This is a genomic window from Chryseobacterium formosum, from assembly GCF_026460885.1.
Classification (GTDB): domain Bacteria; phylum Bacteroidota; class Bacteroidia; order Flavobacteriales; family Weeksellaceae; genus Chryseobacterium; species Chryseobacterium formosus.
The window spans coordinates 23016-49646 of the sequence record NZ_JAOVZW010000030.1; the positions used below are offsets into that span (position 1 = coordinate 23016).

Genomic DNA, 26631 nt, shown 5'->3' on the forward strand with positions numbered 1-26631 from the left:
AAAAATGGTATTTTATATCATATCAATAGTATTTCACAAAGCAAGAATATAGTTTGCAGACATAAAAATATAACTCGCAGACAGAAGAATATAACTTACAGACGGAAGAATAGAACTTGATGATGCAAAAATATAAATCAATATCGCTAAAATATAAAGTCAGATTATGCCAATATAAAATGATATCGCAAAAAAATAAAGTTACATCGTAAGAATGTAACTTTAGGTTGAAAGAATATTGAAATGTATCTCCGTTTTTAAGTATAGCGCTGAATCCAGCAGCCGTTTTGTCATTCCGGAGGAATCTCAATACAATAAAAACAGGGTAGTTTAGATTCCTACGGAAAGACAAACAAGCTGTTATATGTTGACTTCTTAACAATTACGGATATTCTTATCCTTATTGTTCATGATTTTATTCTTGTATCGCTTTAGGAAAAGTAAATATTATTTTTGCTTCGTAAATATAATGGGTGAAACCGTTGTATATTCAGGTGAAGTGGCTCCGTAAAGACTTTTTACATATTTTTTTACGTTTTGGGCGATGGAGTAGAGCCCTGTTTCTTCTGTATATAAAATCTGGTTTCTCTCAATCAGCTTTACGTTGAGTTCGGCTTCGGTTTGGTCTACGGCTTGAGTAGCGCTGATTAAAGAAGTGTGGTAGGTATTGAGATTGGTTAATTGTAGTTCGGCTTCATCTGGACTGTAATTGGGAATGGTTGCCAACAGCTGCAGAAGAATTCCGAAATTTTCTGTTTGTTGGGTGAATGACTGTCGGGAAGTAGAAATGGGGTTGTTGGTGGATTGTTCTTCGTTGTCTGTCTTTGAGGAAATTGTTTTTTTCTTACTACTGCCCTGGATAGAACGGTTTAAGGATTTTGCCTGATCTAATGTTCCCGCCAGTAATCCCAAAATTTCTAAACGGTTGATGATACGGGTACAGGTTGTTTTTAGGTTTTCGAAAGCGGTCTGACGCAAAGCGATGGCGTTTTTGTTGGCGTTTCGTTTGTCTTCGACCTCGGCTAATTTTGCATTAGCTGTGGCATACAATGCCTGAAGATTGGCAACTGTAAGATTTGGAACCGGCGGATTGTAAAGAGTGTAAACGGAAACTTGCTGGGTAAGTTTTTGTAGGTTTGCCACATTTTTGGCGTGTCCTACTTCAGATGTAGATGACATAAGTATTTGTGTTTTAAATTATTTTTCAAATATAAAATTTATTTTGATTTGAAATGGTTTTTGCTTGAAATATTTTGATTGTGAGGATATTATGTTAAGTTTGGAGAAACAAAAACCCTAACGGGAGGTTAGGGTTTTTGTTTTTTTAATGTAAGTACGGATTATAGATCTGGATTATCAGTTTTGAATTTAAGATATTGCGCAAAGTCGGAGACTTTGCGCAGCGGGTGATGATTTATGGAAATAATTAAGTTTAGGTAAAAAATCCTTCCAAACAGCTTCTGCTTCGGGTTGTGGATTGTTTTCCCAAAAACGGCTGTCGTCATTATAATTATCCCAAAAATGGGAAGGAGTTCTTAATGCAGAGGAATAACTATGTATTTTAAAGCCTCCCCAAAGATATTCTTCATCGGGTTCATTGGTTGTGGAAGACCAATCTAAAATCAGACTACCCAAGTCTAAATATTTCCAATCTTCTTTTGGAACATTTATATTAACTGTTTCGAGAACTTCTTTAAAGTTTTCTTCCGAATCCCTAACTTTTAATAATTCCCTATTTCTCTTTGTTGTTTCATTATTGACCGAAATATTTGAGTTCTCCAATAATGAAAAAATAAAAGATTTTACTTTATCCAACATAATATATTTCAATAATAAGTTTTCCTAATTTTAGCCTTTTTGTCCAACAAAATTTTTCCTGAATTTTTATAGTTCAGCTTTCTTTTTTTCCCATCCATCCTTTCTGCTTAAAAGCACATTTTTTGATTCAATTTTCCAATTATTTTCTACGTTCCTGATTATAAACTGGTCTTTTCTTTTAGTAAAGTATTCATATTCTATCTCGATAACGGCACGAGTATTTGACTTCATTATGAAATCAATTTTAACTGTCGTATCATTCATATAATCATATCTTGACGGCTTACCGGGAAAATATCCAAAATCTTCCTGAGGTTTCAAAGAAATTGAATCTGTAATCATTTTTCGCCTTTCTGTATACTCAGCAACCAATTCCATTTCTCCGGGTTGTATTAAACTTGGCTCTTTCGGGTTTAATAGTGCTTCATTCCTTTCAAATACTTCTTTATCTAAAATGTCGATTTTTTGTAAACTCTCAACGAGAAAAGTAATAATTTCATTGGCTGAATGAATGAACTTTTCTGGTGTTTGACTTGTATTGATTTTTAATGCTTTATCAGTCATGATTAAATATCTTTTTAATAATTATCGTTCCCTATCACAACTTAAGAATTGGTAAGATTTGCAGTGATTATTCGGTTTATTTCGGCATGAATTCTTGTCAGAATCCATTCTTTTTCGGCGGGAGACAAATCGTTCAAAAGGTTGTTATTGTTTTCATTGAAATCGGTTACTACATCTTCCGAAAATTCTTTTTTAATTTCCGAAATCCGAACTTGATTGTTCGCATCCAAGGTTCCTATTTTTGAGATTGCACTTTGCAATCTGTTTTGAGTGACGTAATTTCTCAATTCTTCTACGATGAAAGATAAATCTTCCGTTTTGGACGATACATTCGGGATGAACGACCATTTTTCTGCCTCATGAAATTTATCTTCTTCGTCGAATTCAGGATTTTTCAGTTTCACTATCGGTCTTTGAAATATCGTATTATCTATTTGGTTAAAAGGTTTGATGACAACGCCTTCTATCAAATTGTCGTTCAGTTCCGGAAGTCCAAATTCTTTGGGAGTGGTTGAATTGATTCTGATGTTGAAATTCATGGCTTCATTGAATTTCCCAATCAACAACGGTTTGGCGTAAAATATCCCGAATTGATTGAAATAATTGACCGAACTTTCGTAATCCAGATAATATTTAGAATCCGAACCATTGGTTTCTACCGCAATATCAAAAGCGCAAAACTCGATTGTAGGTGCATAATATACTCCCGTTTGAATGGCGTGCAAATCGTTTATAGGATTGACTTCCGGATGAGGATATTTGCCTCCGAAAAGTTCGCCGTAAACAATGTATTTCTCTCCAATGATTTCGTTGCTGAGCTGTTCAAAAAGGCTCAGTATATTGTCTTCCAGTTTGTTTACAACCAATTGAAACCCAAAGAAATCGTCTGTCCAGCTGAGATAATCTTTTCTTTTGGCAAATTTCAACGTGCCTTTTTCGTAGATGAAACTAAAGTTGGCACCATGCACCTTTTCTGTAACTACCCATTTTAATTTTTCCATTTGGGAAAAATCATTTTCACTTAATCCTAATTTTTTTAAATTATTGGGCATCTTTTCGTACCCTGAAAATTCGCTCATACTGTTATTTTTAAATTGCTGATTGAGTCGTTGATTAATTAATAGATTGTAAATAAATAATGCTTCATTTCTTTTCAAGGCTCAAAAATGCTCAATTTAACTGTTTTTCTGATTGTGATCTATTATTACTATTTATTCGGTGCTCAAAATCGGAAGGTTTTGAGTAAATGAAATATTTTCACAAATAATTTTCCCAAATATATGATTTCTTCATAAAAATAAAGATTACGAAATTCCGTAATCTTTATTTATCTGCTCTTGCAAAAGATTGCTTCGTTCCTCGCAATGACAGTTATTAGTTCTTCACAATGATTTACCCATTCCCAATTCTCTGTTTCAAATCATCCGCACCACCTGTTTTTCTTGGCTGTGCATTTTTAGATGAACCTAAATTATAGGTGTAAGAAAGCGTTGCAACACGGGTTTCTCTTCGCATTACGAAATTTTCGATGTAATTGGAATAGACGTTTTTAGCTTCAGGATTACTGGTGAAGAAAATATCATTGATGGCAAATTTCAAGGTGCTGTTGTTTTTAAATTTCTTTTGAGCACCGATATTCAGATACCAGTTTGGTTTTAAATTCATGTAAGCATAAACTTCACGGGCTCTGTAATTTCCGGTAAGTTCGGCGGTAAAACCATTTCCAAGTTTAAAAGAATTGATGCTGTTGACATTGAAAGTGAAATTTCCCTGGTTTTTAATATAGGTATCAGAAATATTTCCGGTGTAAGAACCGTAGTATAAATTGGCGCTGTTGTTCATATCCCACCATTTTGCTACTTTCATGGGAGCAATAAGATATAGCCCTAAATAAGATGCCGAACTTAAATTATCATTGGTCTGAACTACCACAATATTTCCGTTTTCTACGGTTGGTTTCAAAACATCGGTGATGTTATCTGAGGTTTTGCTGTAGCTTAACGTTGCAAAATATTTGTTTTTTAAGCTGTAGGTGAATTCATAATTCATCGTTGTTTGCGGATTCAAATCTGGATTTCCGGCTCTGTACGTTGTAGGATCGAGGAAAAACTTAAATGGATTCAACTGATTGTAACTAGGTCTTGTAATTCTTCGGCTGAAATTAAGTTCAATATTATTTTGGTCATTCAGATCGTAAGAAAATACGGCACTCGGAAACAATTGGGTATAATTCTTTTTGTTCACCTGATTGGTGGTAATCTGAGTTCCTGTCACATTGGTATTTTCGGCTCTTAAACCAAATGTGGTGCTGAATTTATCCCATTTTTTAGATACGTTTCCGTACAATGCATTGATGTTTTCTTCATAGATAAAATGATTGGTTTTGTTTTGATCAACGATAGAAATTCCCGAAGTGGCATCGAAAAACTGCATATCATTATCGGCTTTTACGAAGCTGGTTTTAATTCCGGATTCTATTTTCCAGTTGTTTTTCAAGTGTTTCGATAAATCGGATTTTAAAGAGTAAATATTTAAACCACCATTGATGTCGCCTTTTAAAATATCAAAACTGCTTAGTGCTCCATTGATGGCGTAATTTTTCGTGTCAAAATTCTGGAGCGAAGTATTTGAATAATTGATATAATCTAAATCGGTCGTTAATTCTGAACCTAAAGAATCGATTTTGTATTTATAGTTTAGATTGAAAGAAGCATTTTTCCAATGATCTTTTGAGCGGTTTTGTGTGGTGAAAGTACTTTCAGGAAGCTGATTACTGCTTAAAACCAGACTTGAATTGTCACCTCTCGGATCAAATCTGTTGCTTACGAAACCTGCCGAAAACCCAATAATGTTATTGTCGTTGATATAATAATCCATTCCGGCTTTAGCGATGTGATTTCTAAAATTAAATTTTAAATAATTGTCCTGTATATAGGCTTTCCCGAAATTTCCATTGCTGTCGTAAAAGTTTCTGTCTAAAACAAGATGATTGTAAAATTCTCTGTAAGCAAAACCATAATTGGCAAAGATGTTTACTTTTTTGTTGCGGTGATTGATGCTGAAATTATTATTGTTTTTAATATATTTTCCCGTTCCCAATGAAGTGGAAAGACTTCCGTTCGTGCCTTTTCGCTGATCTTTTTTAAGTTTAATATTGATAATCGAAGTTCCTGCTGCATCGTATTTTGAGGAAGGATTAGTAATAAATTCTACTTTTTCTACACTTGATGAAGGAATTCCTCGAAGATAATTGGCAAGATCAGTTCCGGTCATCGGTGTATTTTTACCATCGATTTGAACTAAAAGATTTCCTTTTCCTCTCAAACTGATATTGTCACTGCCGTCAATATTGACTCCGGGAGCTTTTTCCAAAACTTCAAAGGCTGAATTTCCGGTTGCAGCAATACTGTTTTCGACATTCAAAATCATTTTTCCTTCCTGTCGCTCGATATATGGTTTGGCTTTTGTTATGGTAACGCCTTCAATGGTTTTTTCATTTAAATGAATTATAGGAAGGTTTGTATTTTCCGTTACAGAAACAGTTTCAGACTTGTAGACTTCTGAACCGTTTTTGTTGATTTTTACCATGTAATTTCCATTTGCAAGATCATTAAATGTAAATTTTCCGTTTTGATCGGCAATCTCGGTTTTTACCAATTTGTTTTCTGAATTAAATAAATTGATTTCTATCTGATTTATTTTATCAGAATCGATGCTTCCCGAAAGAGAGTAGATTTGGGAAGCGGTTTGTGCAGAGATTTTGCTGCTGAAAATAGACATCAGCAAAACAAAAATGAATAGGATTAGTCGTGCCATCGTGTTTTATTTTTTAGAGTTGATTGTATTTTCTGAGATTTTTAATAGGGTATTGTTCATGATTTGTAGTTCTTCTTTAGAAATTCCATCTAAGGCGATTGCTCTGTTTTGTTCTACAATTTTTTGAACGTCCTTAATGATTTTTATACCTAAAGCTGTTACTTCAAGATTGGTTTTCCTTCGGTCTTTGCTGTGAATGGTTCGAATTACATATTCAGATTTCACCAATAGCTCGATGATTCTTGTCACAGAAGCATTGTCTTTGAAAACTAAATTTCCGATTTCATTTTGAGTGATTTCAGGGTTTTCGAGAATTGCTTTAATAATCAACCATTGATCGATTGTAATGGTAAAACCGTTGAGTTTTAGCTGTCTTTGAGCGTAATTTCTATATGCTCTTATCGCTTTATCTATGTTGTAAAATATGATTGAATCTAATTTTCCCATAATTAAAAGTTTAATGATGATTGATCAATTATTGATATATCAATTAATTTGTAGCTGAGTTTTTTATTTTGTTACAATCGACACGAAGTTTTTTCAGTACTAATTTTAATGAAGAAAATGAGTTTTATAAATTATTGAATATGAAAAAGTTATATTTAGCTTAAATACCAATAATATTTTCGTATATTTGCATAGCAATTAATAGAAAGGTTTTCGACTTTTGCTTCAGGCAGGGTTAAAAACATTTATTTTCCCTCAGTTTTCACATTTCAGATGCCCCAGTTTATTCCTTAAAAATATTTGTACCGGCAATCTTTATATTATTACTGAAAAACAATAGGATACCTTTCTACATCAATTTCAGAAATAGTATTTGATGAAATGAAATGTTTTAAAGTAAAACTTCATTCAAATATCAGCTCGTAACAAATAAATTTTTAAATATATATGGCGGATTCTTTCTCAAAAAAAGAAAATTTCAAGAAAAAAGTTCAGAAAGCAAAAGAAAAAGCTCAGAAAAGAGAAGAGCGTAAAACGGTCAACAACAAAGGTAAAGGTCTTGATGACATGATCATGTATGTTGATGCAAACGGTCAATTGACTTCTACACCACCGGATAACAGCAATGTTGAGGATTTTGACATCAACAACATCCAATTGGGTGCAGCTCCTATTGAAGCGGAAGAATTAATTAAGACGGGAATTGTAACATTTTTCAGTGAAAAAGGTTACGGTTTTATTACAGAAGACGGTTCTAAAGAAAATGTATTCTTCCACAGTAACAACTGTATGGAGCCGATTAAAAAAGGAAACAAAGTATCTTTTGAAAAAGAGAAATCTCCAAAAGGTTTTGTTGCCGTAGAAATCAGAATGGTTAAATAATTATTCAATTTCGGAATCAAAAACCGAATAGATTATATTACAGTAAAGGCTCCAATTTGGAGCCTTTGTTTTTTTGTAATGAAAAATTTTCACTCATAAATAGGAAAATATTTTCTGTGATGTAAGAGTAGGAGTTGACCATGCAAAAAAGTATAGTTACATCGTATCAAGATAAAATAACATAGCAAAAAAGTGAAATCATATTGTTAAAGAATAAAGATACAGCTCAAAAAAGTAAAGTTACATGACAAGAATGAAAAATTACATCGTGCCAAAGTGTAATCACATCAGTAAAAAGTAAACTTACAATGCAAAAAAATAAAGTTACATTACAAAAATGCAACTTTACTTTGATAAAAATATTGAATTACTGAGTTTCAATATTTTTAAGGTTTAAACACAAATTATTTTCTATTGGTAAACTCTATCGTTGAAACAGTTTTATATTCCGGGGAAGTGGCTCCGTAGAGGCTTTTTACGTATTTTTTAATTTTTAGAGAGATGGCATAGACTCCTGTATCTTCTGCGTAAAGAATTCTGTCACGTTCTATGATTTTAGTGTTCAACACAGACTCGGTTTGGTCTACGACAAGGGTTACAGCTTTTAATGATTCGTGATAGGTGCTGAGGTTTTGCAACTTTAGCGCATCTTCATTGGGTGTGTAAGCAGGTAAGGTGGAAAGCATTTGTAAAAGGAGACCGAAATTTTCAGCTTTTGAAGTGAAAGACTGTCGGGAGGTAGATGATGTTTTGGGTGCTTCTTTACCTTCTTCCATCGGTGGATTGATCTTCCTTGAGCTGCCCTGAATGGTCTGGGTTAAAGATCTTGCCTGATCTAAAGTTCCTTCTGGTAAGCCCACAATTTCCAATAAATTAATGATGCTTGTACAAGTAGATCTTAAATTTTCAAAAGCGGTTTGACGGGCAACGATTGCATTTTTATTAGTGCTTCGTTTGTCTCCAACTTCTATCAGTTTTGCATTGGCATTGATGTATAATGCCTGAAGACTGTTAACTGTAATGTCGGCAATCGGTGGATTGTAAAGGCTGTACGTAGAAACTTGTTGCGTAATTTTTTGAAGGTTCGCTGCATTTTTAGCGTGACCTACTTCTGAGGTGCTTGACATATCAATTGTGTTTTTGTTAGTGATTCAAATATAGAAATTATTTTGAATGTGTGTTAGGTTTTGTTAGAATATTTTGATTTCGAATATGTTATGTTAAGTTGGGGTAGTGAAAAAGACCGGAATTACTTCTGGTCTTTTGTTGTCTTGTAGTGTTTTTCTGGCGCAAGCGTCTCGCTTGTGGCCGCTTTAGTTATATGAAAAAACTTTGATTTAAAATTTCCAGCTTTAGAATTGCATTTTCATCGACTCTAAAATGTCGTTCTTCTCCATTTCTTAATAAACAATCTGCGATTACAACTTTATTTTGAATAAACTCTTTAACAAATATTATTCTTTTTGTTGTATTGCCTTGTAAATCACGATAAATAATTCTGTAAAAATTATTTTTTTCAAAAATAAAATCTTTTATTTTACTGAATTCCCCCACGTCACTTTTAAACTCTGGAATTTTCTCTAGAATTAAATCATCTACTTTCATCTTATCTTCACCCAACATAAAATCATTAAATTTCATTTTTGAGAATCTATCTCTGAAAATGTCATAATATCTTACCTCATATTTATGATGATTGAAAATTATTTCTAAGGGAAGCACATATATATGTTTAAGTGATTTTGCACTTTCCTTTAAAATGTCTTTTCCTAAATCATATCTAAAAATATTTTTATTATTAATTGCATCTTTGATAGGATTTAAATCTAGGTTTGGTAAAATTTGAACTGTATCAATTGGTATAAAATCTTCTGAAAATGATCCTGACAGGGAATTGTACCATTTACATTTTAATAAATATACAGCAGAGATCTTTTTTCGATTACCTGATTTTGGATTGAAACCAATTTTTTCTTCATTTAACTTTACATCAATTACAGTTAAAACAGGTGGTAAAAAATCTAAATGAGCAGTAATTTTATCGATCGATTTATATTCTGTTTGACTGAAAGTAGTTTTTAGTTTACCTAGTTCTAGATCACAAGAATTTAGAATAACTTGTTTATTTAGAAACTCGTTCTTAATTTCCTTTAATATCGATGGATTATCAAATCTATTTAAAACTACATCTTTTGTTACAATTTCATCATTTACTCTATCTTCGCGATTAACGTCGCTGTCATTTTTTTCGATTAGTTTTAAATCATTAATATTAAACCATAAATTTTCGAATTTATGGTTTTTGTGAGAATAGAAAATACATCTAACTTGACCGGATTTAATAATTCCTGTGTCAATGTCATATTGTTTTGGAGAATTTAAAATTTCAGAAACGACAAGGATTGGAGGAGTCATGGATGCCAAGCCGGCAATTTTTACCTTGGTAGAATTGTTATCATAAGGATGGTTTTTTAAAGAATATAAATCACCAAGTCTTGTATTCATAATTATTAAGTTTTTGTAAATTTAATAATTATAGTGTTATATTTGCTGTGCTTGTGCAGAAAGTTGATTTTTTACAACTAGTTAGGACTAAAGGGCTTTTTAGCTTTACTGAATATTAGAGATATTCAGGATTAAGATTTATCAAGGGCTGCCTCAAATAAGGCACTCAAGACTGAAGCAAATATACAACATATTAGATTCATATCAAATTGGATTAATGGTTTAGTTAAAGCTTCTATATATTTACGAAACACACGATGACTCAGTAATTGGGTACTAGTCCGCTCCTTCGGGATGTATGTAAAATAAATATCATTATCGCTAGAACTTAATGCACAAGTATTTTTATATGAATAACTCTCAGAACATTCCAGATTGGTTAAAATCTAAAGGTTATCTACACATTACACCAAGTTTAAAAATTGGTGAAAATTGGCGAGTATGTAAAAGACAAATTGAGAATAAAGAATTTGTATCGAAATATGCATTTTATCCACTAATGCATTCATTTATCAAAGAAAGAAAATTTAAAAAGCATGATACTACAAAACATATAACAATTGGACGTTCTCATAAACATGTTGTAGAAAAAACAGGGCATACCGAAAAATCATCTAAGTTAAGACCATTACACTATGCGAGTCACTATGATGCTTTAATTTACGGCTATTATGCAAGTTTATTAAATGCAAAATATGAAGAAAAGCTTTTGACGACTGAGAAATTGTCAGACTGCGTTACTGCTTATAGGAAAATAAAAACCGAAGAAAATTCGGATAAGGGAAAAAGTACAATACATTTTGCAAAAGAGGTTTTTGATGAAATTAAATCAAGAACTGAAAAAAATGAAAAGACAGCCGTTTTAACTTTTGATATTAAAGGTTTCTTTTCTTCATTAGATCACAAAATTTTAAAGGAAAAATGGGCTTTCATTATTGATGAAGAAAAACTTCCGAGTGACCATTACAATGTTTTTAAATCTTGCACCAATTTCAGTTATGTTTTAAAGGACGACCTGCGAAAATTCAATAAAAAAGCAGGAAGAAAATCTCAATTTGATGAAAGTAGATTAGCTGAGATTAGAAGGACACGGGGATATAAATGTTTTTTTGATTCAAATGAAGATTTTCGAAAGCATATAAAAGCTGGTAGATTGAGAATTTACAAAAATCCTTTTAGAAATAAGCAGAAACAAATTGTGGGAATTCCTCAAGGATTGCCTATCAGTGCTGTATTAGCAAATATTTATTTATTTGATTTTGATAAAACAATTATTGAAAATCTTGTTAATATTCGAAATGTTTATTACAGGCGATATTCAGATGACATTGTTATAATATGTAAAATAGATGAGATTGATGAGATTAAAAAATATGTAGAAAGTTTAATTAAAGAAAGTAAAGTTGAAATAAGCACTGCGAAGACAGAAGTTTTTATATTTGAACATCTTGAATTTAATACGTTAAAACAAAAGAGATTAACGTCAGTAAAAATAAATGGAGACGGAAGTAGGTCGATCAATTCGCCATTAATCTATTTGGGCTTTGAATTTAGAGGGTTTAACGTTCATATAAAATCTACCAATCTTGCCAAGTTTTATCGAAGATTAATAAGTATTGTAAAAAGAAGGGCGCGGAGAACTATTAAAGTAAATCAGAAAGATCCATTTCAAAAGAAAGCTATTTATTTAAATCAAATAAAAAAACTTTATAATAAGCCTTTGCGAGAGATTGATTCAGAAAGTAATGAGCTAAAACAAAAATTTAGAAAAAAATCAATTTTAGAATTAAACGAAAAAGGAGAATATTCTTTTATTAGTAAAGAAGTCAAGTCACAAACAAAGAATTCTAATTATATGGGTTATGTTAAAAGATGTTGTGACATATTTAAGTCGAATCATTTTGAAAAGCAGCTGCGTAAAAGAAAACATATTGTACACACCGCAATAAAAAGGCATCTAAAATAATATTCATCTTAAAAAATGAATTAAAACATTTTACATTATTTTTAGTAAAATGTTTTAATTCAATAAATATGGTATTAAACATAATTTATGCGCTTAGATTCCTACGGAATGACAAACTGTGTGAAGATTTTTAAATAAGATGTTTGTCAAGAACCCTAAGCCTTTCTAAACTTCTTCTTCCTCTTCCAAGGCGCATTCTTCTGCACATCCCCCGCCATAATACAACCATAAGGCATCACTTCATCCAAAACCTCGCAAAGTCCATATTCTTCAATTTGGGCTCTCACGTTTTTGGCGCTTTTATAGGCAGTCGGAAGTTCCGAAATATCAATTTCATTCGAGAAGAAACGGATATCTAATCCTTTGGTTTCTTCTTCAAAAACTTCTTCAATGGTCTTATGAGCCAAAGATTTTTTATGTTGCGTTCTGCTGAAATTTCTTCCTGCTCCGTGTGGTGCAAAACCTAAGTTTCTCTCATTCGTTTTTCCCTGAACGATCAAAACGGGTTCCGACATATTCAACGGAATCAATCTTGGTCCTGTAATATCCGGCATAAATTTATCATCAAGCGGAGTCGCTCCTTTTGCATGGTAAAATAAATCTCCGTCCTTGAATACAAAATTATGTTCGTTCCAATATCTGTCTTGTTTTTCGATTTCCATTTTATTCAAAATAGCATCGTGAATTGAAGTATGGTTTTCTTTCGTCCAGGTTCTTATCAATTGTAACGCTTCCCAATACGATTTCCCTTCTTCGGTTTCATAAGGAATCCATGCGTTCTCTCTCAATGTTTCAGGTGAAATTTCCAGTCTGAATTTATTGGCGACCTTCATTCCTTTATCATACAAAGCCGCCCCTGGAGCTCTCGATCCGTGGTGAGTCACCAACATAGTATTTCCTGTATTTTTTGAAATTCCAACGAATAAGAAGTGGTTTCCGTCACCTTGAGTTCCCATATGCGAACGGGCGATACTTATTAATTTTTCATCATTCAAGAAATCATTTTCTCTGAAAGCATCCATTAATTCCTGAGACATCGGCATTTGTTGTCCTCTCTCTCTTCCTCCGTATCCGAAGTGTGTGATTGAATGCGCTGCGTCCAAAACTTCTTTAGGATCAGCTTTTCCAAAATCCGTCAACATCACTGAACAACAAATATCTGCACTATGAAATCCCGGATGAATTGCATTTTTTGCCACAACAACTCCACCAACCGGAATTTGACCAACCGGACCTGTAGGACAAGCATCGGGCATAATTGCTCCCGCAACCAAAGTCGGAGTTTTCATCAAAACGTTCATCGTGTTGATTACTTTTTCCACGTTATCATTTTCACTTTCATGCTCCGCTCTGATGTTGATGACAAAATCTTTTGCTGTTTCATGAAGCGGAATCAATTCGGGTTGTTTGAATTGTTCCAAATATGCTGTGATTTGATTTTCATCCAAATTATTTTCGTTGATATACGCAATGGCTTCTTTGAACCATTTTGCTGATCTATATCCTAATTCGATTAAGTTGTTTCCGTTAAATTCCATTTTTATTTCGTTTTGATAATGCAAAGTAATTGCTAAAGTGTGCAATGTTTTTGCGTAGATAGATTTATTTTAATTATTTTTGAGAAAAATTAAACAAAATGTTATTTGAACAATTAGAAAAATCAGCGGAAGAAATTGAGTTTAAAAATGTTATTGCATTTATTGATGAACATTATGATTTTACTGCGACAAAATTTACCAACGGAAATACTGTGAATGAAGCTGACCAAAATAATGGTTCTTGCAAAGTTTTCAGTTTTGCAAAGTTGAATGATTTGTCAAAAGAGGAAACATTGAATCTTTTTGGTGAATTTTATCGAGAAGATGTTTTACAAAATCCTGAAGGAACAGATCATCAGAATATCAGAAACTTTATGGAGTTTGGCTGGGATGGAATTTCTTTTGAAGGGAAAGCTTTAACGAGGAAATAATTGTCATTGCGAGGAATGAAATGACGAAGCAATCTCGAACAATTTAAAATAGATTGATGATGGAGTGCTTGCTTCCTTGGTAAGGAAGAGGTCATGAATTTAACGCATAGGCTTAGACTCTTACGGAATTTCAATTCACTTAACCACCCCGTCAAAAATTCTACGAATTTTCGCCACCCCTCCACGGGAGGGGAATTTTAGACTATTTATTCTCAGTGTCAATCTTAACCTTAATCTCAATTTATGTCATCGAATAAAAACGCTCTTATCCGTTATAAAACTTTAGATAAATGTCTGAAGAATAAGTACAAAAAATACACTTTGGAAGATCTGATCGACGAATGTTCTGAAGCTTTATTTGAGTTTGAAGGTAAAGAATCTTTTGTCAGCAAACGGACTGTTCAGCTTGATTTGCAGAATATGCGGAGTGAAAAATTCGGTTATGAGGCACCGATTGAGGTTTATGAAAGAAGATATTATCGTTATAGTGACCCGGAATACAGTATTCATCAGATTTCTGTAAATGAAAATGATTTGAAAGCGATGAATAATGCAGTACAGATTCTTAAACAGTTCAAAGATTTTTCGATGTTTAAAGACATGAATGGGGTAATTCAGAAACTGGAGGACTCTATTCATGCGACGAACCAAAAGTCGATTATCCATTTAGATAAAAATGAACAACTGAAAGGGCTTGAATATATTGATGTTTTGTACGAAGCGATTCTCAATAAAAAAGTTTTAAAGATTTGCTATAAGAGTTTTAAGGCTAGAGAAGAAAATATTCTGACGGTTCATCCACAATTGTTGAAAGAATATAACAACAGATGGTTTTTGATTTGCTGGCATAAAAAAGCAATCTACAATCTCGCTTTAGATAGAATGGTGAGTATCGAAACTGATAACGAAACTGAATACATCGATAAAGATTTTGATGCAGACCGATATTTTGGGGAGGTAATTGGTGCGACCGTTTCAGAAACACAACGTCCGCAAAATGTGATTTTTACTGTGAAATCCGATCATGCACCTTATGTAAAGACCAAACCTTTTCATCATTCTCAGGAAATTATTAAAGAAGATCAAGAGTGTACAACTTTCAAAATCTGTGTTCAGCTTAATTTTGAATTGGAGCGAATGATTTTGGGAATGGGCGAGTTTCTCACCGTTTTAGGTCCGAGAAAACTGAAACAGAGAATTGCTAAAAGTATTAGAATTGCTCATTCAAATTATCAAAACAGTGAAATTGGTGATGGAGAATTATAATTTAGCTGAGTTTTTTCAAAATGGCTTGAAACTTGTAATTTAGTTTTTAAAATAAATATTATGAGATCAAGAATATTAAAAGCGGTACTTGCAATGGTGGTACCTATCGCAATTGAATACATTATCAAGAAATTCACAGAAAAAAAAGTGGTGAATGATCCTAATAAACAGGTTCCTTCACCACATTAAAATCATAAACCTTCCTATTTTGGAAGGTTTTCATTTTTCAATCCATTCTCTGAAATCTGCTGTTTGACTTTGGCTTGTGATAAGCGGATTTTTATACCCTTTTATTTCTAAGGCCAAAGCGTTTTTCGAATATCGTTCAAGTTTTATGATACTTTTTTTATTGATCAGCTCACTACGGTTGATTTTGAAAAAATCGTTAGGATTGAGGTGAGATTCTATTTCTTTAAGTACGGTCTGATTGAGCAAATGTTTTTTACCGGAATCATCAAATGCAAAAATAGCTCCCTCTTCAGCTTTAAAAAAAGTGATGTTTTCAGTTTCTAAAAAATAAATCCCTTTATTACTAATCACACTGAATCGCTCTTTAAAATTTTTGGGCTGAATTTCTTTTTGAATCTGGCTGATTTTCAATAAAATTTTGTCGGAATCATGAGATTTATTTAATACTAAAAATTTATTCCAGGCTTTTTGAAAACGCTCCAAAGTAAATGGTTTTAGAAGATATTCAATTCCGTTTGTTTCAAAAGCGTTCATCCAAAATTGGTCATAAGCTGTCGTGAAAATAATCGGGCAGGAAATTTTCACTTGATCATAAATTTCAAAAACATTTCCGTCTAACAGTTCAATATCTGAAATAATAAGATTAACAGATTTTTCTGTTTTGAAAAATTCTACAGCTTCTTCTATATTATCGATTTCTGCTATGATTTCAGTAGTTTCTTTTAACTCATTAATAAATCTGATGAGTTTTTTTCTTGCGGGAATTTCATCTTCAATAATGACTATTTTTATCATGCTCCTGGAATTATAGGTAGGGTTACGGAAAATTGATCGTTGGTATTTTGAATTTTTATTTGACTTTCGGTCAGTAAAAAATACTGTTCGTTGAGGTTTTTCAATGCTTTTCCTGATGGAGATTTTGTATTTCTTTTTTGAATTATATTATTTGAAACGGTAAGATTTTTATCAATTCTGATAGTGATAAAAACGGGCTTTGTTTCTGTTCCCAAATTATGCTGAATTGCATTTTCCAATAATAACTGAAGACTTAACGGAACTATAAAACCTTGCGATTGATTATTTTTTATTTCCAATTGATAAGATTTTCCATATTTATGCTGAATCAGTTTGAAATATTTTTTAACGAAAGCTAATTCTTCATCAATTTCTACCAATTTTTTATCCGAAACCTGTAAAACATAACGGTAAATATCTGCAAATTCATTGAGGAAATCTGATGCTTGGGTTTTGTCTTCTTCAATAAGCTGGTCGAGAATATTTAGATTGTTAAATAAAAAATGTGGATTGAGTTGGTTTTTAAGCTGATTGATCTTGGTTTCAGAAAGCATTTCATTAAAACTTTCAATCTGTTTCTGGTTTTTCTGATTTTTTCGGTAGTAATAAAAAGCAAGAAAAAAACTTCCGTAAATAAAAGCATTCAAGAAATCTGAAATGACATTATTGAGAAATGTTTGTGAATTAAAGTTCCTTTCAAAAGTATTAAAAACAAAAGCGATAATAAGTTTAAAAATATTAAGCATAACCAAATACAGAAGAAGAGAAGTTCCAAAGATTTTAAAAATTTCTTTAAAATTGAAATTGTCTGATTTTTGCCAATAGATCATCAGGAAACGCATAATCAGAAAGAGAATACCTGCATTTACAAAATATAATACAGGAGCTTCAGGTGTGAAAGTGTACCAGTTGATCTCTCTTTCTGTCTGAAAACGGATTTCTATGGTTTGCACATAAGAAAATAGAAAAATAAAGAGTAAAAAGTATTTGTTCTGCTGTATTTCGGTTAAAATTTTCTTCATGATTTTGTTACAAAAAAATAGTTCTATAAAAATACAGAACTATTAATAAAGTTTATAAATTGAAAATGTGTTTACGGTTTATTTTGAAGATTCTTCGGGAAATGAAGCGGTAATATTTCCTTTATCATCATAAAAATTGAGCTTTGCTTTGTTTTCTTTGTCTACATAAAACATGGCTTTAGGCAATCCTTTTGCATCAAAAAGAAACAACCCATCTCTTTGTCCGCGAGATTTTCCGAGCATAATTCTTGGCGTTCCTTGTCCGAAATTTTTAGTTCTCTGAGATTCATTTTTAGGACGATCGTTGAATGTAAGGCTACTTCCCACAAACCTTTCATTACCTTGTTGATAATCTTCCGATAGCAATTGCATGATTTGGTCGCCGTCATATTGATCATGGGTAAATGAAAGTCCTGAAGAGTGACCATTTGCATTTTTCTTACCGTCATAGATAAAACCACCACATTCAAGGCCTTCTTCGTTGAAAAATAACATTCCGGAACGTTTTTTACGTTTTTCGTTGGTGTAAACGTCGTTTATTTTGATTTTTCCGTTGGGAAAACGATCTACATTGGTAATTACCATTTTAACAGTACCATCTTTTTCAATGATATTAATTCTTTCGACATCGATTTCTGAAAACTTTTGATTTCCATTACTTTTGAAAGCTGAATTGACTAAAAAGAAAATCACCATTGCCATGGCAAAAGCGAAAGTTCTTAAAAATATAATTTCTCTGTTGATACGTTTTTCTGTCATAATTGATGATTTTATGAAGCAAAAGTATAATCAGTAACAATTGGAATCAAGAATTATTTTTTGGACTAAGGAAATAAAGCTTTCATCTGGGAATATGATGAGATGAATGAATTTTAGTTTTAATTAAATAAAATCGTACACACCATTTTTCCAGCCCAAAACTTTTGACGAATCTGCATTCAACCAGTTTTTAAGAACTGTAGCGTAGACTTTTCTAAAATCTTCGGTGTAGATTAAATCTCCATCATTAAGTTTCTGCAAATCGGGAAGTGCATTCAGAATACCTTTCTTTTTTAATCCGCCGCTGACGAAAAACATTTGGTTTGCCGTTCCGTGATCGGTTCCGTTGCTTGCATTTTGGGCAACTCTTCGTCCGAATTCTGAAAAAGTCATCAGCAAAATATCATTAAAAAGTCCGTTACTTTTCATATCGGCAACAAAAGATTTTACGGCTTCATTGATTTCTCCGAAAAGTTTTTCCTGTCTTTCATTTTGATTAACGTGGGTATCAAAACTTCCGATAGAAAGATAATAAACCTGCGTATTAATGTCAGATTTAATTAAAGAAGCGACGGTTTTAAAGTCTTTTCCTAATTTTGAATTCGGGTATTCCTGAGTTGTTTTTTTAGCTTTACTTTTTTCAAAAATATAATCGGCGTTATTGATGGTCGATCCTAAAGTTTGGTATAAATAAGAAACCGTTTCGTCGTCGTGATGATGATCGTGATCATATAAAGATTTGAAATATTTTTCCTGACTGGTTTGATATAATTTTTTTGGATCTTTGAAAGCGAAAGCTTTGTTATTTTCTCCCTTTAAAGCTAAACTTAGCATATCGTCAACTTCTAAAGCCTGAGTCGGATGGTCGCAATTATAACATTCTTCATCCAAAAATCTTCCGAGCCAACCTGTTTCTAAATACTCATCGCTTTTGCTTGCAGAATGCCAAATGTCCATGCTCCTGAAATGGGATTTGTCGGGATTCGGATAACCAACATTATTTAAAACGGAAAGTTCGCCATCATCAAAGAGTTCTTTAAAATAAGAGAGTGCAGGATTGATTCCTGTTTCATCATTTAAAGCTAAAGAATTCTGAATGGCAATTTTATTTCTTTCTTTAAAATAAATATCATTTTTTGTTGGAATAATCGTATTCAAACCATCGTTTCCACCCGTAAACTGCAGTACAATTAATATTTTCTGATTCGCGTTCAAAGCATTATCCAAAGTCATCGATTTCAGAAAACTGGGCATCAATAACGAAGCGGTTGCCAATGAACTTATCTTTAAAAATTCTCTTCTTTTAATTAACATAAATCTTAGGTTTTAGGTTAAAGATTATAGGCTGCAGGTTTTAAAATTCCATTTTAACTATAAGCTAAAATATGCAACCTAAAAACTACATCAACTGATATTCCGGAGTAGACATTAAATTAATAATATTCATTTTCACACTTTTGTCGGAAAACTGATTGACGGTTTTCATATCGATGAGTTCGGTATTTTGAATAAGATAATCTTCAGGATTTTTATTTTTAAAAACTTTTTCTACAGCAAGCCAGTCAATTGTGATATTAGGACTTTTAAAAGATTTGATTAATGCTTCTCTTGATTTCATACCCATATCCATATCGTCATCTTCTTTTGCAGAATATTCCATCGGTCGTAAACCTGACCAAATTTGCGGAATCTGGAGTCTTAACATCAAAGTCGAACTGTCAATCCACGATTTTCCACTTGGCCAACCAGCAACATTAGGCGGAAATAATAACATCTGTCCCAATAATTTCTGATAAACCGTAATGTTCTCAGGATTTTTAATTTCCATTGGAAGAATTCTTATGATTCCTGCAATTAATTCTGTGGGTGATTTTATTTTATTCCCGATATTTTTTTTATCATAAAACCATGAACTTGAGAAAATACTTTCCATCAGTTTTTTAATATCATAATTGGAAGCATAAAACTCTTCGCTCAGTTTATTAATATTGGTTTGATCAGGAATTTCATTCACGAAAAATTTATAAATCTTTGTGGTGATAAATTTTGCAGTGACTTTTTGTTCGAGAATAATATTTAAAACATCATCTCCATTGAAATTTCCGGTTTTTCCAAGAAAAGTTTTTGTTCCGGTATCATGCTGTTTTGGGCGGTCGATGAAGCCACCCTCTTTATTGTAACCCCAACCTGTAAATGCTCTTGCTAACTCTTTGATGTCGGTTTCCGTGTAGTTTCCTCTTCCCATGGTGAAGAGTTCCATCACTTCGCGGGCAAAATTTTCATTGGGATGGTCTTTTTTATTCTGTTGATTGTTCAGGAAATTTAGCATTGCCGGAGATTTGCTGATTTCAAATAAAAGTTCTTTAAAGTTTCCTAAAGCATTTTTACGAATAATATTTAATAATTGCTGATTGAATTTTGGATTGTTGACGCGCGTTGCAAAATGTCCGTGCCAGAAAAATGCCATTTTTTCTCTAAGCTGATCTTCACTTCTCGTTATCTGATCAAGAAAATTAAGATTAAGTTCTACGTTTTGCTTTTGGATAATCTTTTGAGTTTCTCTTTTTTGATCTGCAGTCGCTTTTGGGTCAGTATATTCGATTTGAACGACATCCGGAGTGTCATAATTGACTTCTTCAAAAGGATATTCTTTAAATAAATTTTTTATCAAAGCTTTGTTTTTATCGTTTTTAAGATCTTCAATTTGAGAAAAACTCATCCCAAAACCGGCTCTGGAAAGCAAATGTTTGTTTTGTGAAATTGGTGATGTAACCATACAAGACTTTATTTTTAGATTTAGATAAAGAAAATTGGTTAAAGTGTATAAACAAGATTTAACACACAATTATTATATCAAAGGTAAAATATTTAAACGGATATTTAAATTTTACTGAATTTAAATTATTGAAAATCATTTTATTAATTGTATCTGCAGCGTTTTTGAAAGGTGAAATAAAAAGTTTTGGCATGATTTTTACATCTCGCAACCAGTAAAATTTAAAAAATCAGAGTTATGAAAATGTTTAAGCAAACCATTTTAGCAGCTGGAATTTTGACAGCCGGTTTAGTAAGTGCGCAAAGTGCTCAGATGAATAATATGATTAAAGTCGGGGCAACCGCAGGGATTGCCGTTCCTTCAGATAACCTTTCTGCTGCAGTAGGTGTAGATGTAGCGTACCAGAATTTAATTACACCAGGATTTGGTTTAGGTATTGCGACAGGATATACCCATTATTTCGGTAAAAATAACAACGGATATACCAATAATGACGTAGGAGTAGTTCCTGTAGCTGCACTTTTCAGAGTTTATCCTAAACAGACAGGATTTTATTTTGGAGCCGATTTAGGTTACGGATTTTTAGTAGGTGATGAAAAAGTAGCAACCAATTCTACGGTTAACAGACCAGATGGAGGTTTCTACCTAAAACCAGAAATTGGTTACCACAACAGAGACTGGAATTTCTTCCTTCAATATCAAAAAGTTTTCGCAGGAAGCAATGGAGATATTGCTGCACCGGCTTCTCAAGACTATAATGTGGGAAGCATCGGAGCTGGATTTTCGTACAATATTCCTTTAGGGAAATAATTATATAAAATATAATCAGTTATTAACCAAACCTTTTCGAGTTTTTGAAAAGGTTTTCTGTTACCATACACGAAATACCAAAACAATTATTATATTTGATAAAATTTGTGATTATGAACTTAAATCCAAAATTTCCTCTCTATTTACCGGGAGTAAAAAACACCAATAATGATAATGTTTCTATTATAGGAGCTAATTTGAGAGAAGATGTGACAACGATTGCATATTACACTTCAGGAAATTCCGGGATAGAACTTAAATTTAAAAATAATTATTCTACCAAAGAATATTCTTCTTTTGCAGATGTACTTTCAGCATTTATTCAGGAATCAAATCTTGAGAATGTTCAGCGATTGGGAATTTCGGTTCCGGGACCTGTGCTTGATGGGAAAAGTCACCCTGCAAGATTAAATTGGCATTTAGATGTAGAAGAATATCAAAGTAAATTTGGTTTCGAAAAGGTTTATATGCTGAATGATCAGGAAGCTTCTGCTTACGGAATCGGTCTTTTGGATGATTCTGAACTGGATGCAATTTACATCGGAGATCACCGTGAAAAAGGAAATGTTGCTATTCTTGCTCCAGGAAATGGTTTGGGAGAAGCAGGGTATTTCTTTGACGGAAAATATTTGAGACCTTTCGCTACAGAAGGCGGTCATTCTGAATTTTCACCAAGAACCAATGTTGAGGTAGAATTTTATCAGTTTTTAAACAATATTTACGGAATTGTAAGCTGGGAAAATGTGCTTTCTAAAACAGGTTTGTTTAATATTTACAGATTCTTAAGAGACGTAAAAAGACATCCTGAACCGGAATGGCTTTCAGAGCGTTTAGCAAACGGAAACTTTACTGAAGAAATTTTTAAAGCAGCAATGCACGAAGATGCGATGATCTGTAAAATTGCTTTAGATACATTTTTAGAGTTTTTAGCAAGAGAAGCAAATAACCTTACTTTGAAGCTTAAAGCTACGGGAGGTTTGCTGATTGCAGGAGATATTCCACAAATCATTAGAGAATATATTGATAAAGATAAATTCTATGAGAAATTTAAAATAAGTGATAAGATGGAAGATATGTTGAAAAACATTCCAATCCATTTGATTAATACAGATAGTACGAGTATAAATGGTGCGGCACTTTATACCGCTTATTATACAGAATAAAATAAAACTCCGAAGAAATTCGGAGTTTTTTTATGCCTGATTTTAGTCATAAAAATTATTGGATTTCTTGATGTACATCAAGACGAATTATTGAATAAGATAATTACATTTGCAGCTTAATAAACAATTTAAAAATTTACAATGAAAAAAATATTCTTATTAGCAGTTTTAGCTAGTGGTTTAGCATTCGGACAGTCAAAAAAAGTAGTAAGCTCAGATGTACACTGGTGGGGTTATAAAGTTGCTAAAACTGAATCTAGTTCTCATGACGGAACTGTGAAAGTAAAGTCGGGTAACATGATTATGAAAGGTAATGAGCTTGTAGGAGGAGATTTCGTTTTAGATATGACTTCAATCAATGCAACAGATCTTTCTGGTGAATATCAAGGAAAATTGAATGGTCACTTGAAAAACGGAGATTTCTTCGAAGTTGAAAAATTTCCATCTGCAAGTTTTAAAATCACATCGGTAAAGAAAAACAGTGACAAAGTTTACAATAAACTTGTAACTGGAAATCTTACGGTAAAAGGTAAAACAAACCAAGTTTCTTTCCCTGCAAAAGTAAATTATGCAAACGGAGTAGTAAGTTTAGAGTCTAATAAATTCTCTTGGGACAGACAAAAATTTGACGTTGCTTACAAATCTTCTATGAAAGATGTTTTTGTGAAAGATGAGATAGATATGACTGTAAAGGTGAGCGCAAAATAATTTATTCAAAAAAATATTATTAAAAGTGTAGAAGTTCTACACTTTTTTTTATTTTTGTTGAATTGTAAATAAAAAATAATGAAAAGATTACTATTGTTTGTTATGATGTGTGCAAGCATATCATTTGTTTTTGCTCAGAAGAAGGGAGATAAAATTTCAAAAGTGATAACATCCGAGATAAAATGGTGGGGACATAAGGTGGTAAAAACAAAGCCTACTTCTCATTACGGAAGTTTAAAACTGAAAAGCGGTAAATTTAATTTTGATAAAACTGTTTTGGTAGACGGTGAGTTTGTAATCGATATGAGAAGCCTTGTTGTGGCTGATCTTTCGGGAGACGACCAAATAAAACTAACCAACGAGTTGAAGGGAACAAACTTTTTCGAAGTAAAAAAATTCCCGACTGCTAAATTTCACTTAAAGAAAATTATTCCTCTTGCAAACAGTGAGTACAACTCAACAATTGTAGGCGATATCACAATTAAAAATATCAGAAAGACGATTTCTTTCCCTGCAAATGCGCATGTTACTCAGTTTACAGTAGAAATCGAATCTTCTAAATTTTCTTTAAACAGAAAAGATTTCAGAATTTTCTATCAGAATTCTTTGAAAGATTACTTCATCAAAGACGAAATGGATATTCAATTTAAGATTTCTACTCAAAAAGTTGATAACGAAAGACCTTTGTAAGGTTAAAATTTTTATAAAATAGGAAGGACTGCTTTAAATAAGCGGTCCTTTTTTTATTTTAGCTAAATCAAATCCTGTTGAATAATTTTTAAATTTAAATACAATTCGGTGAAAATATATGTAATAAGTGGTCTTGGTGCAGATTTTAAAGTTTTGGAACGTTTACAATTTCCAAAAGAGCATGAAGTGGTTTTTATTGATTGGCTGATTCCCGAAAATGAAGAATCTTTCAATTCTTATGTTGAAAGAATGGCTGAGAAAATTGATACTTCGGAGCCTTTTTATTTGTTAGGATATTCTTTTGGAGGAATTATGGTTCAGGAAATCAATCTAATTAAAGCTGCGGAAAAAGTAGTGATTCTGGGAAGTATTAAATCTGATAAAGAGAAATCAAGATTAATCAAGATGGGAGAGATGACTAAAATTCCTAAATATATTCCTGTTAATTTTTTTAATCTTAAAAATTTCGAAAAGTATTCTGTTTTCAGGAACTTTTTTGATCCTAAAAACCCTAAAGTCAATCAATACTTCCGAGTAACCGATCCGTATTATTTAAAATGGTCTGTTCAACGTATTTCGGAATGGAAATTTGAACAGAAAAATAACATTATTCAGATTATGGGTGACCGTGATATTGTTTTTCCGCTTAAAAATTCAAAACCGGATTATATTATAAAAGGCGGAACTCATCTTTTTCCGGCAACTAAACATAAAGAAGTTTCATTACTTTTAAATAAAATTTTTATTTAATTTTAAAATACTATTAAATTTATAGGGGTTATTTATTTTATTTAATGTTTTTATAAAATTTATTTTTAATTTTGAGGGGTTGAAAATAAAATTATTGAAATTTGTGTGAATTTCATTTAGCATTAAAATAAAAAACTCTTATGAAAGTTGGTTTAAAATGGAAAGTTTCATTTGTTATCATTTGCATCGTTGCAATTGGCAGTTTATTCTTCAGTCCGGATGTCGATATTCCTAATACAGGAAATTTTCTCAGTGAAAAAGAAATCGTAGGTTCAGATGTAGCCTGGATTTTAGCTGCAGCAGGCTTGGTTCTGTTGATGACGCCTGGTTTATCATTCTTTTATGGCGGAATGGTCGGAAAGAAAAATGTAATTTCCACGATGCTTCAAAGTTTTATCGCTTTGGGTGTGATTTCTATTTTATGGATTGTTGTTGGTTTTTCCCTTTCTTTCGGTGAATCAATTGGCTTTGAAATCGATGGAGTTCATTACGGAGTTATCGGTAATCCTTTTACCTATCCGTTTTTCAATCATGTAAGTGTTTATCCGCATAAAGCAATGGCATCAACCATTCCTTTTGTTTTGTTTGCATTGTTTCAGATGAAATTTGCAGTCATTACTCCGGCTTTAATTACGGGTTCGTTCGCTGAGAGAGTTCGTTTTATTTCCTATTTGGTGTTCATGGTTCTTTTCAGTTTGTTCATTTATACACCGCTTTGTCATATGGTTTGGCATCCGGAAGGACTTTTAAATAAATTTTTCGGAGTTAAAGATTTCGCAGGTGGAACGGTGGTTCACATGAGCGCTGGTTTTGCAGCTTTGGCGGGAGCGATTGTTTTAGGAAGAAGAAAAAATCCGCATCATGAACCATCAAATATCCCTTATGTAATCCTCGGAACAGGAATGCTTTGGTTTGGATGGTTTGGTTTTAATGCAGGTTCGGCTTTAAGTGCAAATGCAACGGCAGCAATTGCCTTTGGAACGACGACAATCGCCTCGGCTTCCGCAATGATGACATGGATTTTCTTTGATAGAATAAACGGACGAAAGGTTTCTGCATTGGGAGCTTGTATTGGTGCGGTTGTCGGTTTGGTTGCGATTACTCCGGGTTGTGGTTTTGTGTCGATTCAGGAAAGTATTTTTATCGGGTTTATTTCGGCGATTGTTTCAAACTTAATGGTGAATTGGAATGCTTTAAAAAAGATTGATGATACGCTGGATGTTTTTGCCTGTCATGGAGTAGGAGGAATTATGGGAATGATTCTCACCGCAATTTTTGCACATGGTGAAAATGCAAGTCTTCTTCATGGTGGTTTTGGGGTTTTTGCGCATCACATGACTGCGTTAATTTTAGTTTCTCTTTTTGCATTTTTTGGTTCAATGCTTTTGTATAAAATTACTGACAGTATTATCACGTTAAGAGTTTCGGAAGAATCAGAAAATGAAGGTTTAGATATGTCTCAGCATCATGAGAGTTTGAAATGGTAATTTAGTCCTAAGCATAACTATTTTTATTTGGGCAGCTTTATCCGCCTTCCACTCCCGCTTTTTTGCCTCCGCTTCGCTCCGGCAAAAAGAGCTCCGTTCAAGTCGGGCTGCGTAGTTTGTGCAGAGTTAAAGAGACGTTTATAAAATGGGGAATTTGTTGGTTTTAGATTTAGTGATAAACCATTTCTGACATTTCATTTCTTTATAATTTTCCGTGTATATTTGCTTTTCATGAAAATGGAAAATATA

At 32.6% G+C, this 26631-nt stretch carries 25 protein-coding genes; 11 read left to right on the forward strand and 14 right to left on the reverse strand.

Annotated elements, in window-relative coordinates; all coding sequences use genetic code 11:
- Positions 1 to 447 precede the first annotated feature (447 nt).
- The 6 genes from OF897_RS19835 to OF897_RS19860 form a co-directional block, all read right to left on the reverse strand.
- Positions 448 to 1179 carry a hypothetical protein gene (locus OF897_RS19835; RefSeq protein WP_267267400.1) on the reverse strand — a complete coding sequence of 244 codons (732 nt, stop codon included), beginning with the start codon at positions 1177 to 1179 and terminating at the stop codon, positions 448 to 450.
- Between the two features lie 189 nt (positions 1180 to 1368).
- Entirely contained in the window at positions 1369 to 1818 is a 450-nt protein-coding gene (locus OF897_RS19840; RefSeq protein WP_267267401.1) for a hypothetical protein, read from the reverse strand.
- Positions 1819 to 1884: 66 nt separating this feature from the next.
- The gene (locus tag OF897_RS19845; RefSeq protein ID WP_267267402.1) at positions 1885 to 2382 is read right to left on the reverse strand and encodes a hypothetical protein; all 498 of its coding nucleotides are present in this window, start codon (positions 2380 to 2382) and stop codon (positions 1885 to 1887) included.
- Between the two features lie 41 nt (positions 2383 to 2423).
- Positions 2424 to 3461: an RNA ligase family protein gene (locus tag OF897_RS19850; protein WP_267267403.1), complete on the reverse strand. Its 1038-nt coding sequence runs from the start codon at positions 3459 to 3461 to the stop codon at positions 2424 to 2426.
- A 313-nt stretch (positions 3462 to 3774) separates the two neighbouring features.
- A complete protein-coding gene (locus tag OF897_RS19855; RefSeq protein WP_267267404.1) occupies positions 3775 to 6198 on the reverse strand; it encodes a TonB-dependent receptor domain-containing protein in 2424 nt (807 codons plus the stop codon).
- 6 nt (positions 6199 to 6204) lie between these two features.
- Positions 6205 to 6645, reverse strand: a complete 441-nt coding sequence (locus tag OF897_RS19860) for a MarR family winged helix-turn-helix transcriptional regulator (protein ID WP_267267405.1) — start codon at positions 6643 to 6645, stop codon at positions 6205 to 6207.
- 447 nt (positions 6646 to 7092) lie between these two features.
- Between OF897_RS19860 and OF897_RS19865 the strand changes: the two genes are divergently transcribed.
- A complete protein-coding gene (locus tag OF897_RS19865; RefSeq protein WP_267267406.1) occupies positions 7093 to 7527 on the forward strand; it encodes a cold-shock protein in 435 nt (144 codons plus the stop codon).
- 404 nt (positions 7528 to 7931) lie between these two features.
- Here the strand turns inward: OF897_RS19865 and OF897_RS19870 are convergent, their stop codons facing one another.
- Positions 7932 to 8654 carry a hypothetical protein gene (locus OF897_RS19870; RefSeq protein ID WP_267267407.1) on the reverse strand — a complete coding sequence of 241 codons (723 nt, stop codon included), beginning with the start codon at positions 8652 to 8654 and terminating at the stop codon, positions 7932 to 7934.
- 190 nt (positions 8655 to 8844) lie between these two features.
- Positions 8845 to 10032 carry a hypothetical protein gene (locus tag OF897_RS19875; protein ID WP_267267408.1) on the reverse strand — a complete coding sequence of 396 codons (1188 nt, stop codon included), beginning with the start codon at positions 10030 to 10032 and terminating at the stop codon, positions 8845 to 8847.
- A gap of 349 nt (positions 10033 to 10381) precedes the next feature.
- Here OF897_RS19875 and OF897_RS19880 point away from each other — a divergent pair, with 349 nt between their 5' ends.
- The gene (locus OF897_RS19880; RefSeq protein ID WP_267267409.1) at positions 10382 to 11998 is read left to right on the forward strand and encodes a reverse transcriptase/maturase family protein; all 1617 of its coding nucleotides are present in this window, start codon (positions 10382 to 10384) and stop codon (positions 11996 to 11998) included.
- 155 nt (positions 11999 to 12153) lie between these two features.
- Here the strand turns inward: OF897_RS19880 and OF897_RS19885 are convergent, their stop codons facing one another.
- Positions 12154 to 13536, reverse strand: a complete 1383-nt coding sequence (locus tag OF897_RS19885) for an RtcB family protein (protein WP_267267410.1) — start codon at positions 13534 to 13536, stop codon at positions 12154 to 12156.
- A gap of 98 nt (positions 13537 to 13634) precedes the next feature.
- Here OF897_RS19885 and OF897_RS19890 point away from each other — a divergent pair, with 98 nt between their 5' ends.
- The 3 genes from OF897_RS19890 to OF897_RS19900 all read left to right on the forward strand — a co-directional run bounded on the left by OF897_RS19890 (position 13635) and on the right by OF897_RS19900 (position 15422).
- Positions 13635 to 13967: a HopJ type III effector protein gene (locus OF897_RS19890; protein ID WP_267267411.1), complete on the forward strand. Its 333-nt coding sequence runs from the start codon at positions 13635 to 13637 to the stop codon at positions 13965 to 13967.
- Positions 13968 to 14210: 243 nt separating this feature from the next.
- Positions 14211 to 15233 (forward strand): helix-turn-helix transcriptional regulator, encoded by a 1023-nt coding sequence (locus OF897_RS19895; RefSeq protein WP_267267412.1) that lies wholly within the window; start codon positions 14211 to 14213, stop codon positions 15231 to 15233.
- Between the two features lie 60 nt (positions 15234 to 15293).
- The gene (locus tag OF897_RS19900) at positions 15294 to 15422 is read left to right on the forward strand and encodes a hypothetical protein (RefSeq protein ID WP_267267413.1); all 129 of its coding nucleotides are present in this window, start codon (positions 15294 to 15296) and stop codon (positions 15420 to 15422) included.
- Between the two features lie 30 nt (positions 15423 to 15452).
- Here OF897_RS19900 and OF897_RS19905 read toward each other — a convergent pair whose 3' ends face one another.
- The 5 genes from OF897_RS19905 to OF897_RS19925 form a co-directional block, all read right to left on the reverse strand.
- On the reverse strand, positions 15453 to 16217 hold the full coding sequence (locus OF897_RS19905; RefSeq protein ID WP_267267414.1) for a LytR/AlgR family response regulator transcription factor: 765 nt from the start codon (positions 16215 to 16217) through the stop codon (positions 15453 to 15455).
- Positions 16214 to 17239 (reverse strand): sensor histidine kinase, encoded by a 1026-nt coding sequence (locus tag OF897_RS19910; RefSeq protein ID WP_267267415.1) that lies wholly within the window; start codon positions 17237 to 17239, stop codon positions 16214 to 16216. The genes OF897_RS19905 and OF897_RS19910 overlap by 4 nt, the downstream gene beginning before the upstream one ends.
- A gap of 78 nt (positions 17240 to 17317) precedes the next feature.
- A complete protein-coding gene (locus OF897_RS19915) occupies positions 17318 to 17998 on the reverse strand; it encodes a hypothetical protein (protein ID WP_267267416.1) in 681 nt (226 codons plus the stop codon).
- Between the two features lie 123 nt (positions 17999 to 18121).
- Positions 18122 to 19312 carry a DUF1501 domain-containing protein gene (locus OF897_RS19920; protein WP_267267417.1) on the reverse strand — a complete coding sequence of 397 codons (1191 nt, stop codon included), beginning with the start codon at positions 19310 to 19312 and terminating at the stop codon, positions 18122 to 18124.
- Positions 19313 to 19397: 85 nt separating this feature from the next.
- Positions 19398 to 20774, reverse strand: a complete 1377-nt coding sequence (locus OF897_RS19925) for a DUF1800 domain-containing protein (protein WP_267267418.1) — start codon at positions 20772 to 20774, stop codon at positions 19398 to 19400.
- Between the two features lie 237 nt (positions 20775 to 21011).
- Here OF897_RS19925 and OF897_RS19930 point away from each other — a divergent pair, with 237 nt between their 5' ends.
- From OF897_RS19930 to OF897_RS19955, 6 genes are all read left to right on the forward strand, one after another.
- Positions 21012 to 21584 carry a hypothetical protein gene (locus OF897_RS19930; RefSeq protein ID WP_267267419.1) on the forward strand — a complete coding sequence of 191 codons (573 nt, stop codon included), beginning with the start codon at positions 21012 to 21014 and terminating at the stop codon, positions 21582 to 21584.
- 113 nt (positions 21585 to 21697) lie between these two features.
- On the forward strand, positions 21698 to 22747 hold the full coding sequence (locus OF897_RS19935) for a glucokinase (protein ID WP_267267420.1): 1050 nt from the start codon (positions 21698 to 21700) through the stop codon (positions 22745 to 22747).
- A gap of 141 nt (positions 22748 to 22888) precedes the next feature.
- Positions 22889 to 23455 carry a YceI family protein gene (locus OF897_RS19940; RefSeq protein ID WP_267267421.1) on the forward strand — a complete coding sequence of 189 codons (567 nt, stop codon included), beginning with the start codon at positions 22889 to 22891 and terminating at the stop codon, positions 23453 to 23455.
- 78 nt (positions 23456 to 23533) lie between these two features.
- Positions 23534 to 24145 (forward strand): YceI family protein, encoded by a 612-nt coding sequence (locus OF897_RS19945; RefSeq protein ID WP_267267422.1) that lies wholly within the window; start codon positions 23534 to 23536, stop codon positions 24143 to 24145.
- A gap of 108 nt (positions 24146 to 24253) precedes the next feature.
- Positions 24254 to 24895, forward strand: a complete 642-nt coding sequence (locus OF897_RS19950; RefSeq protein WP_267267423.1) for an alpha/beta hydrolase family protein — start codon at positions 24254 to 24256, stop codon at positions 24893 to 24895.
- 140 nt (positions 24896 to 25035) lie between these two features.
- A complete protein-coding gene (locus OF897_RS19955; protein WP_267267424.1) occupies positions 25036 to 26382 on the forward strand; it encodes an ammonium transporter in 1347 nt (448 codons plus the stop codon).
- Positions 26383 to 26631 lie beyond the last annotated feature (249 nt).

Bases quoted from the DNA above. Each gene is read 5' to 3' on its own strand.
- OF897_RS19920 (WP_267267417.1), bottom strand. From the start codon at position 19,312: ATGTTAATTAAAAGAAGAGAATTTTTAAAGATAAGTTCATTGGCAACC.
- OF897_RS19875 (WP_267267408.1), bottom strand. From the start codon at position 10,032: ATGAATACAAGACTTGGTGATTTATATTCTTTAAAAAACCATCCTTAT.
- OF897_RS19835 (WP_267267400.1), bottom strand. From the start codon at position 1,179: ATGTCATCTACATCTGAAGTAGGACACGCCAAAAATGTGGCAAACCTA.
- OF897_RS19885 (WP_267267410.1), bottom strand. From the start codon at position 13,536: ATGGAATTTAACGGAAACAACTTAATCGAATTAGGATATAGATCAGCA.
- OF897_RS19940 (WP_267267421.1), top strand. From the start codon at position 22,889: ATGAAAAAAATATTCTTATTAGCAGTTTTAGCTAGTGGTTTAGCATTC.
- OF897_RS19880 (WP_267267409.1), top strand. From the start codon at position 10,382: ATGAATAACTCTCAGAACATTCCAGATTGGTTAAAATCTAAAGGTTAT.
- OF897_RS19935 (WP_267267420.1), top strand. From the start codon at position 21,698: ATGAACTTAAATCCAAAATTTCCTCTCTATTTACCGGGAGTAAAAAAC.
- OF897_RS19890 (WP_267267411.1), top strand. From the start codon at position 13,635: ATGTTATTTGAACAATTAGAAAAATCAGCGGAAGAAATTGAGTTTAAA.
- OF897_RS19905 (WP_267267414.1), bottom strand. From the start codon at position 16,217: ATGATAAAAATAGTCATTATTGAAGATGAAATTCCCGCAAGAAAAAAA.
- OF897_RS19925 (WP_267267418.1), bottom strand. From the start codon at position 20,774: ATGGTTACATCACCAATTTCACAAAACAAACATTTGCTTTCCAGAGCC.
- OF897_RS19845 (WP_267267402.1), bottom strand. From the start codon at position 2,382: ATGACTGATAAAGCATTAAAAATCAATACAAGTCAAACACCAGAAAAG.
- OF897_RS19895 (WP_267267412.1), top strand. From the start codon at position 14,211: ATGTCATCGAATAAAAACGCTCTTATCCGTTATAAAACTTTAGATAAA.
- OF897_RS19955 (WP_267267424.1), top strand. From the start codon at position 25,036: ATGAAAGTTGGTTTAAAATGGAAAGTTTCATTTGTTATCATTTGCATC.
- OF897_RS19865 (WP_267267406.1), top strand. From the start codon at position 7,093: ATGGCGGATTCTTTCTCAAAAAAAGAAAATTTCAAGAAAAAAGTTCAG.
- OF897_RS19910 (WP_267267415.1), bottom strand. From the start codon at position 17,239: ATGAAGAAAATTTTAACCGAAATACAGCAGAACAAATACTTTTTACTC.
- OF897_RS19870 (WP_267267407.1), bottom strand. From the start codon at position 8,654: ATGTCAAGCACCTCAGAAGTAGGTCACGCTAAAAATGCAGCGAACCTT.
- OF897_RS19945 (WP_267267422.1), top strand. From the start codon at position 23,534: ATGAAAAGATTACTATTGTTTGTTATGATGTGTGCAAGCATATCATTT.
- OF897_RS19900 (WP_267267413.1), top strand. From the start codon at position 15,294: ATGAGATCAAGAATATTAAAAGCGGTACTTGCAATGGTGGTACCTATC.
- OF897_RS19855 (WP_267267404.1), bottom strand. From the start codon at position 6,198: ATGGCACGACTAATCCTATTCATTTTTGTTTTGCTGATGTCTATTTTC.
- OF897_RS19915 (WP_267267416.1), bottom strand. From the start codon at position 17,998: ATGACAGAAAAACGTATCAACAGAGAAATTATATTTTTAAGAACTTTC.
- OF897_RS19840 (WP_267267401.1), bottom strand. From the start codon at position 1,818: ATGTTGGATAAAGTAAAATCTTTTATTTTTTCATTATTGGAGAACTCA.
- OF897_RS19930 (WP_267267419.1), top strand. From the start codon at position 21,012: ATGAAAATGTTTAAGCAAACCATTTTAGCAGCTGGAATTTTGACAGCC.
- OF897_RS19850 (WP_267267403.1), bottom strand. From the start codon at position 3,461: ATGAGCGAATTTTCAGGGTACGAAAAGATGCCCAATAATTTAAAAAAA.
- OF897_RS19860 (WP_267267405.1), bottom strand. From the start codon at position 6,645: ATGGGAAAATTAGATTCAATCATATTTTACAACATAGATAAAGCGATA.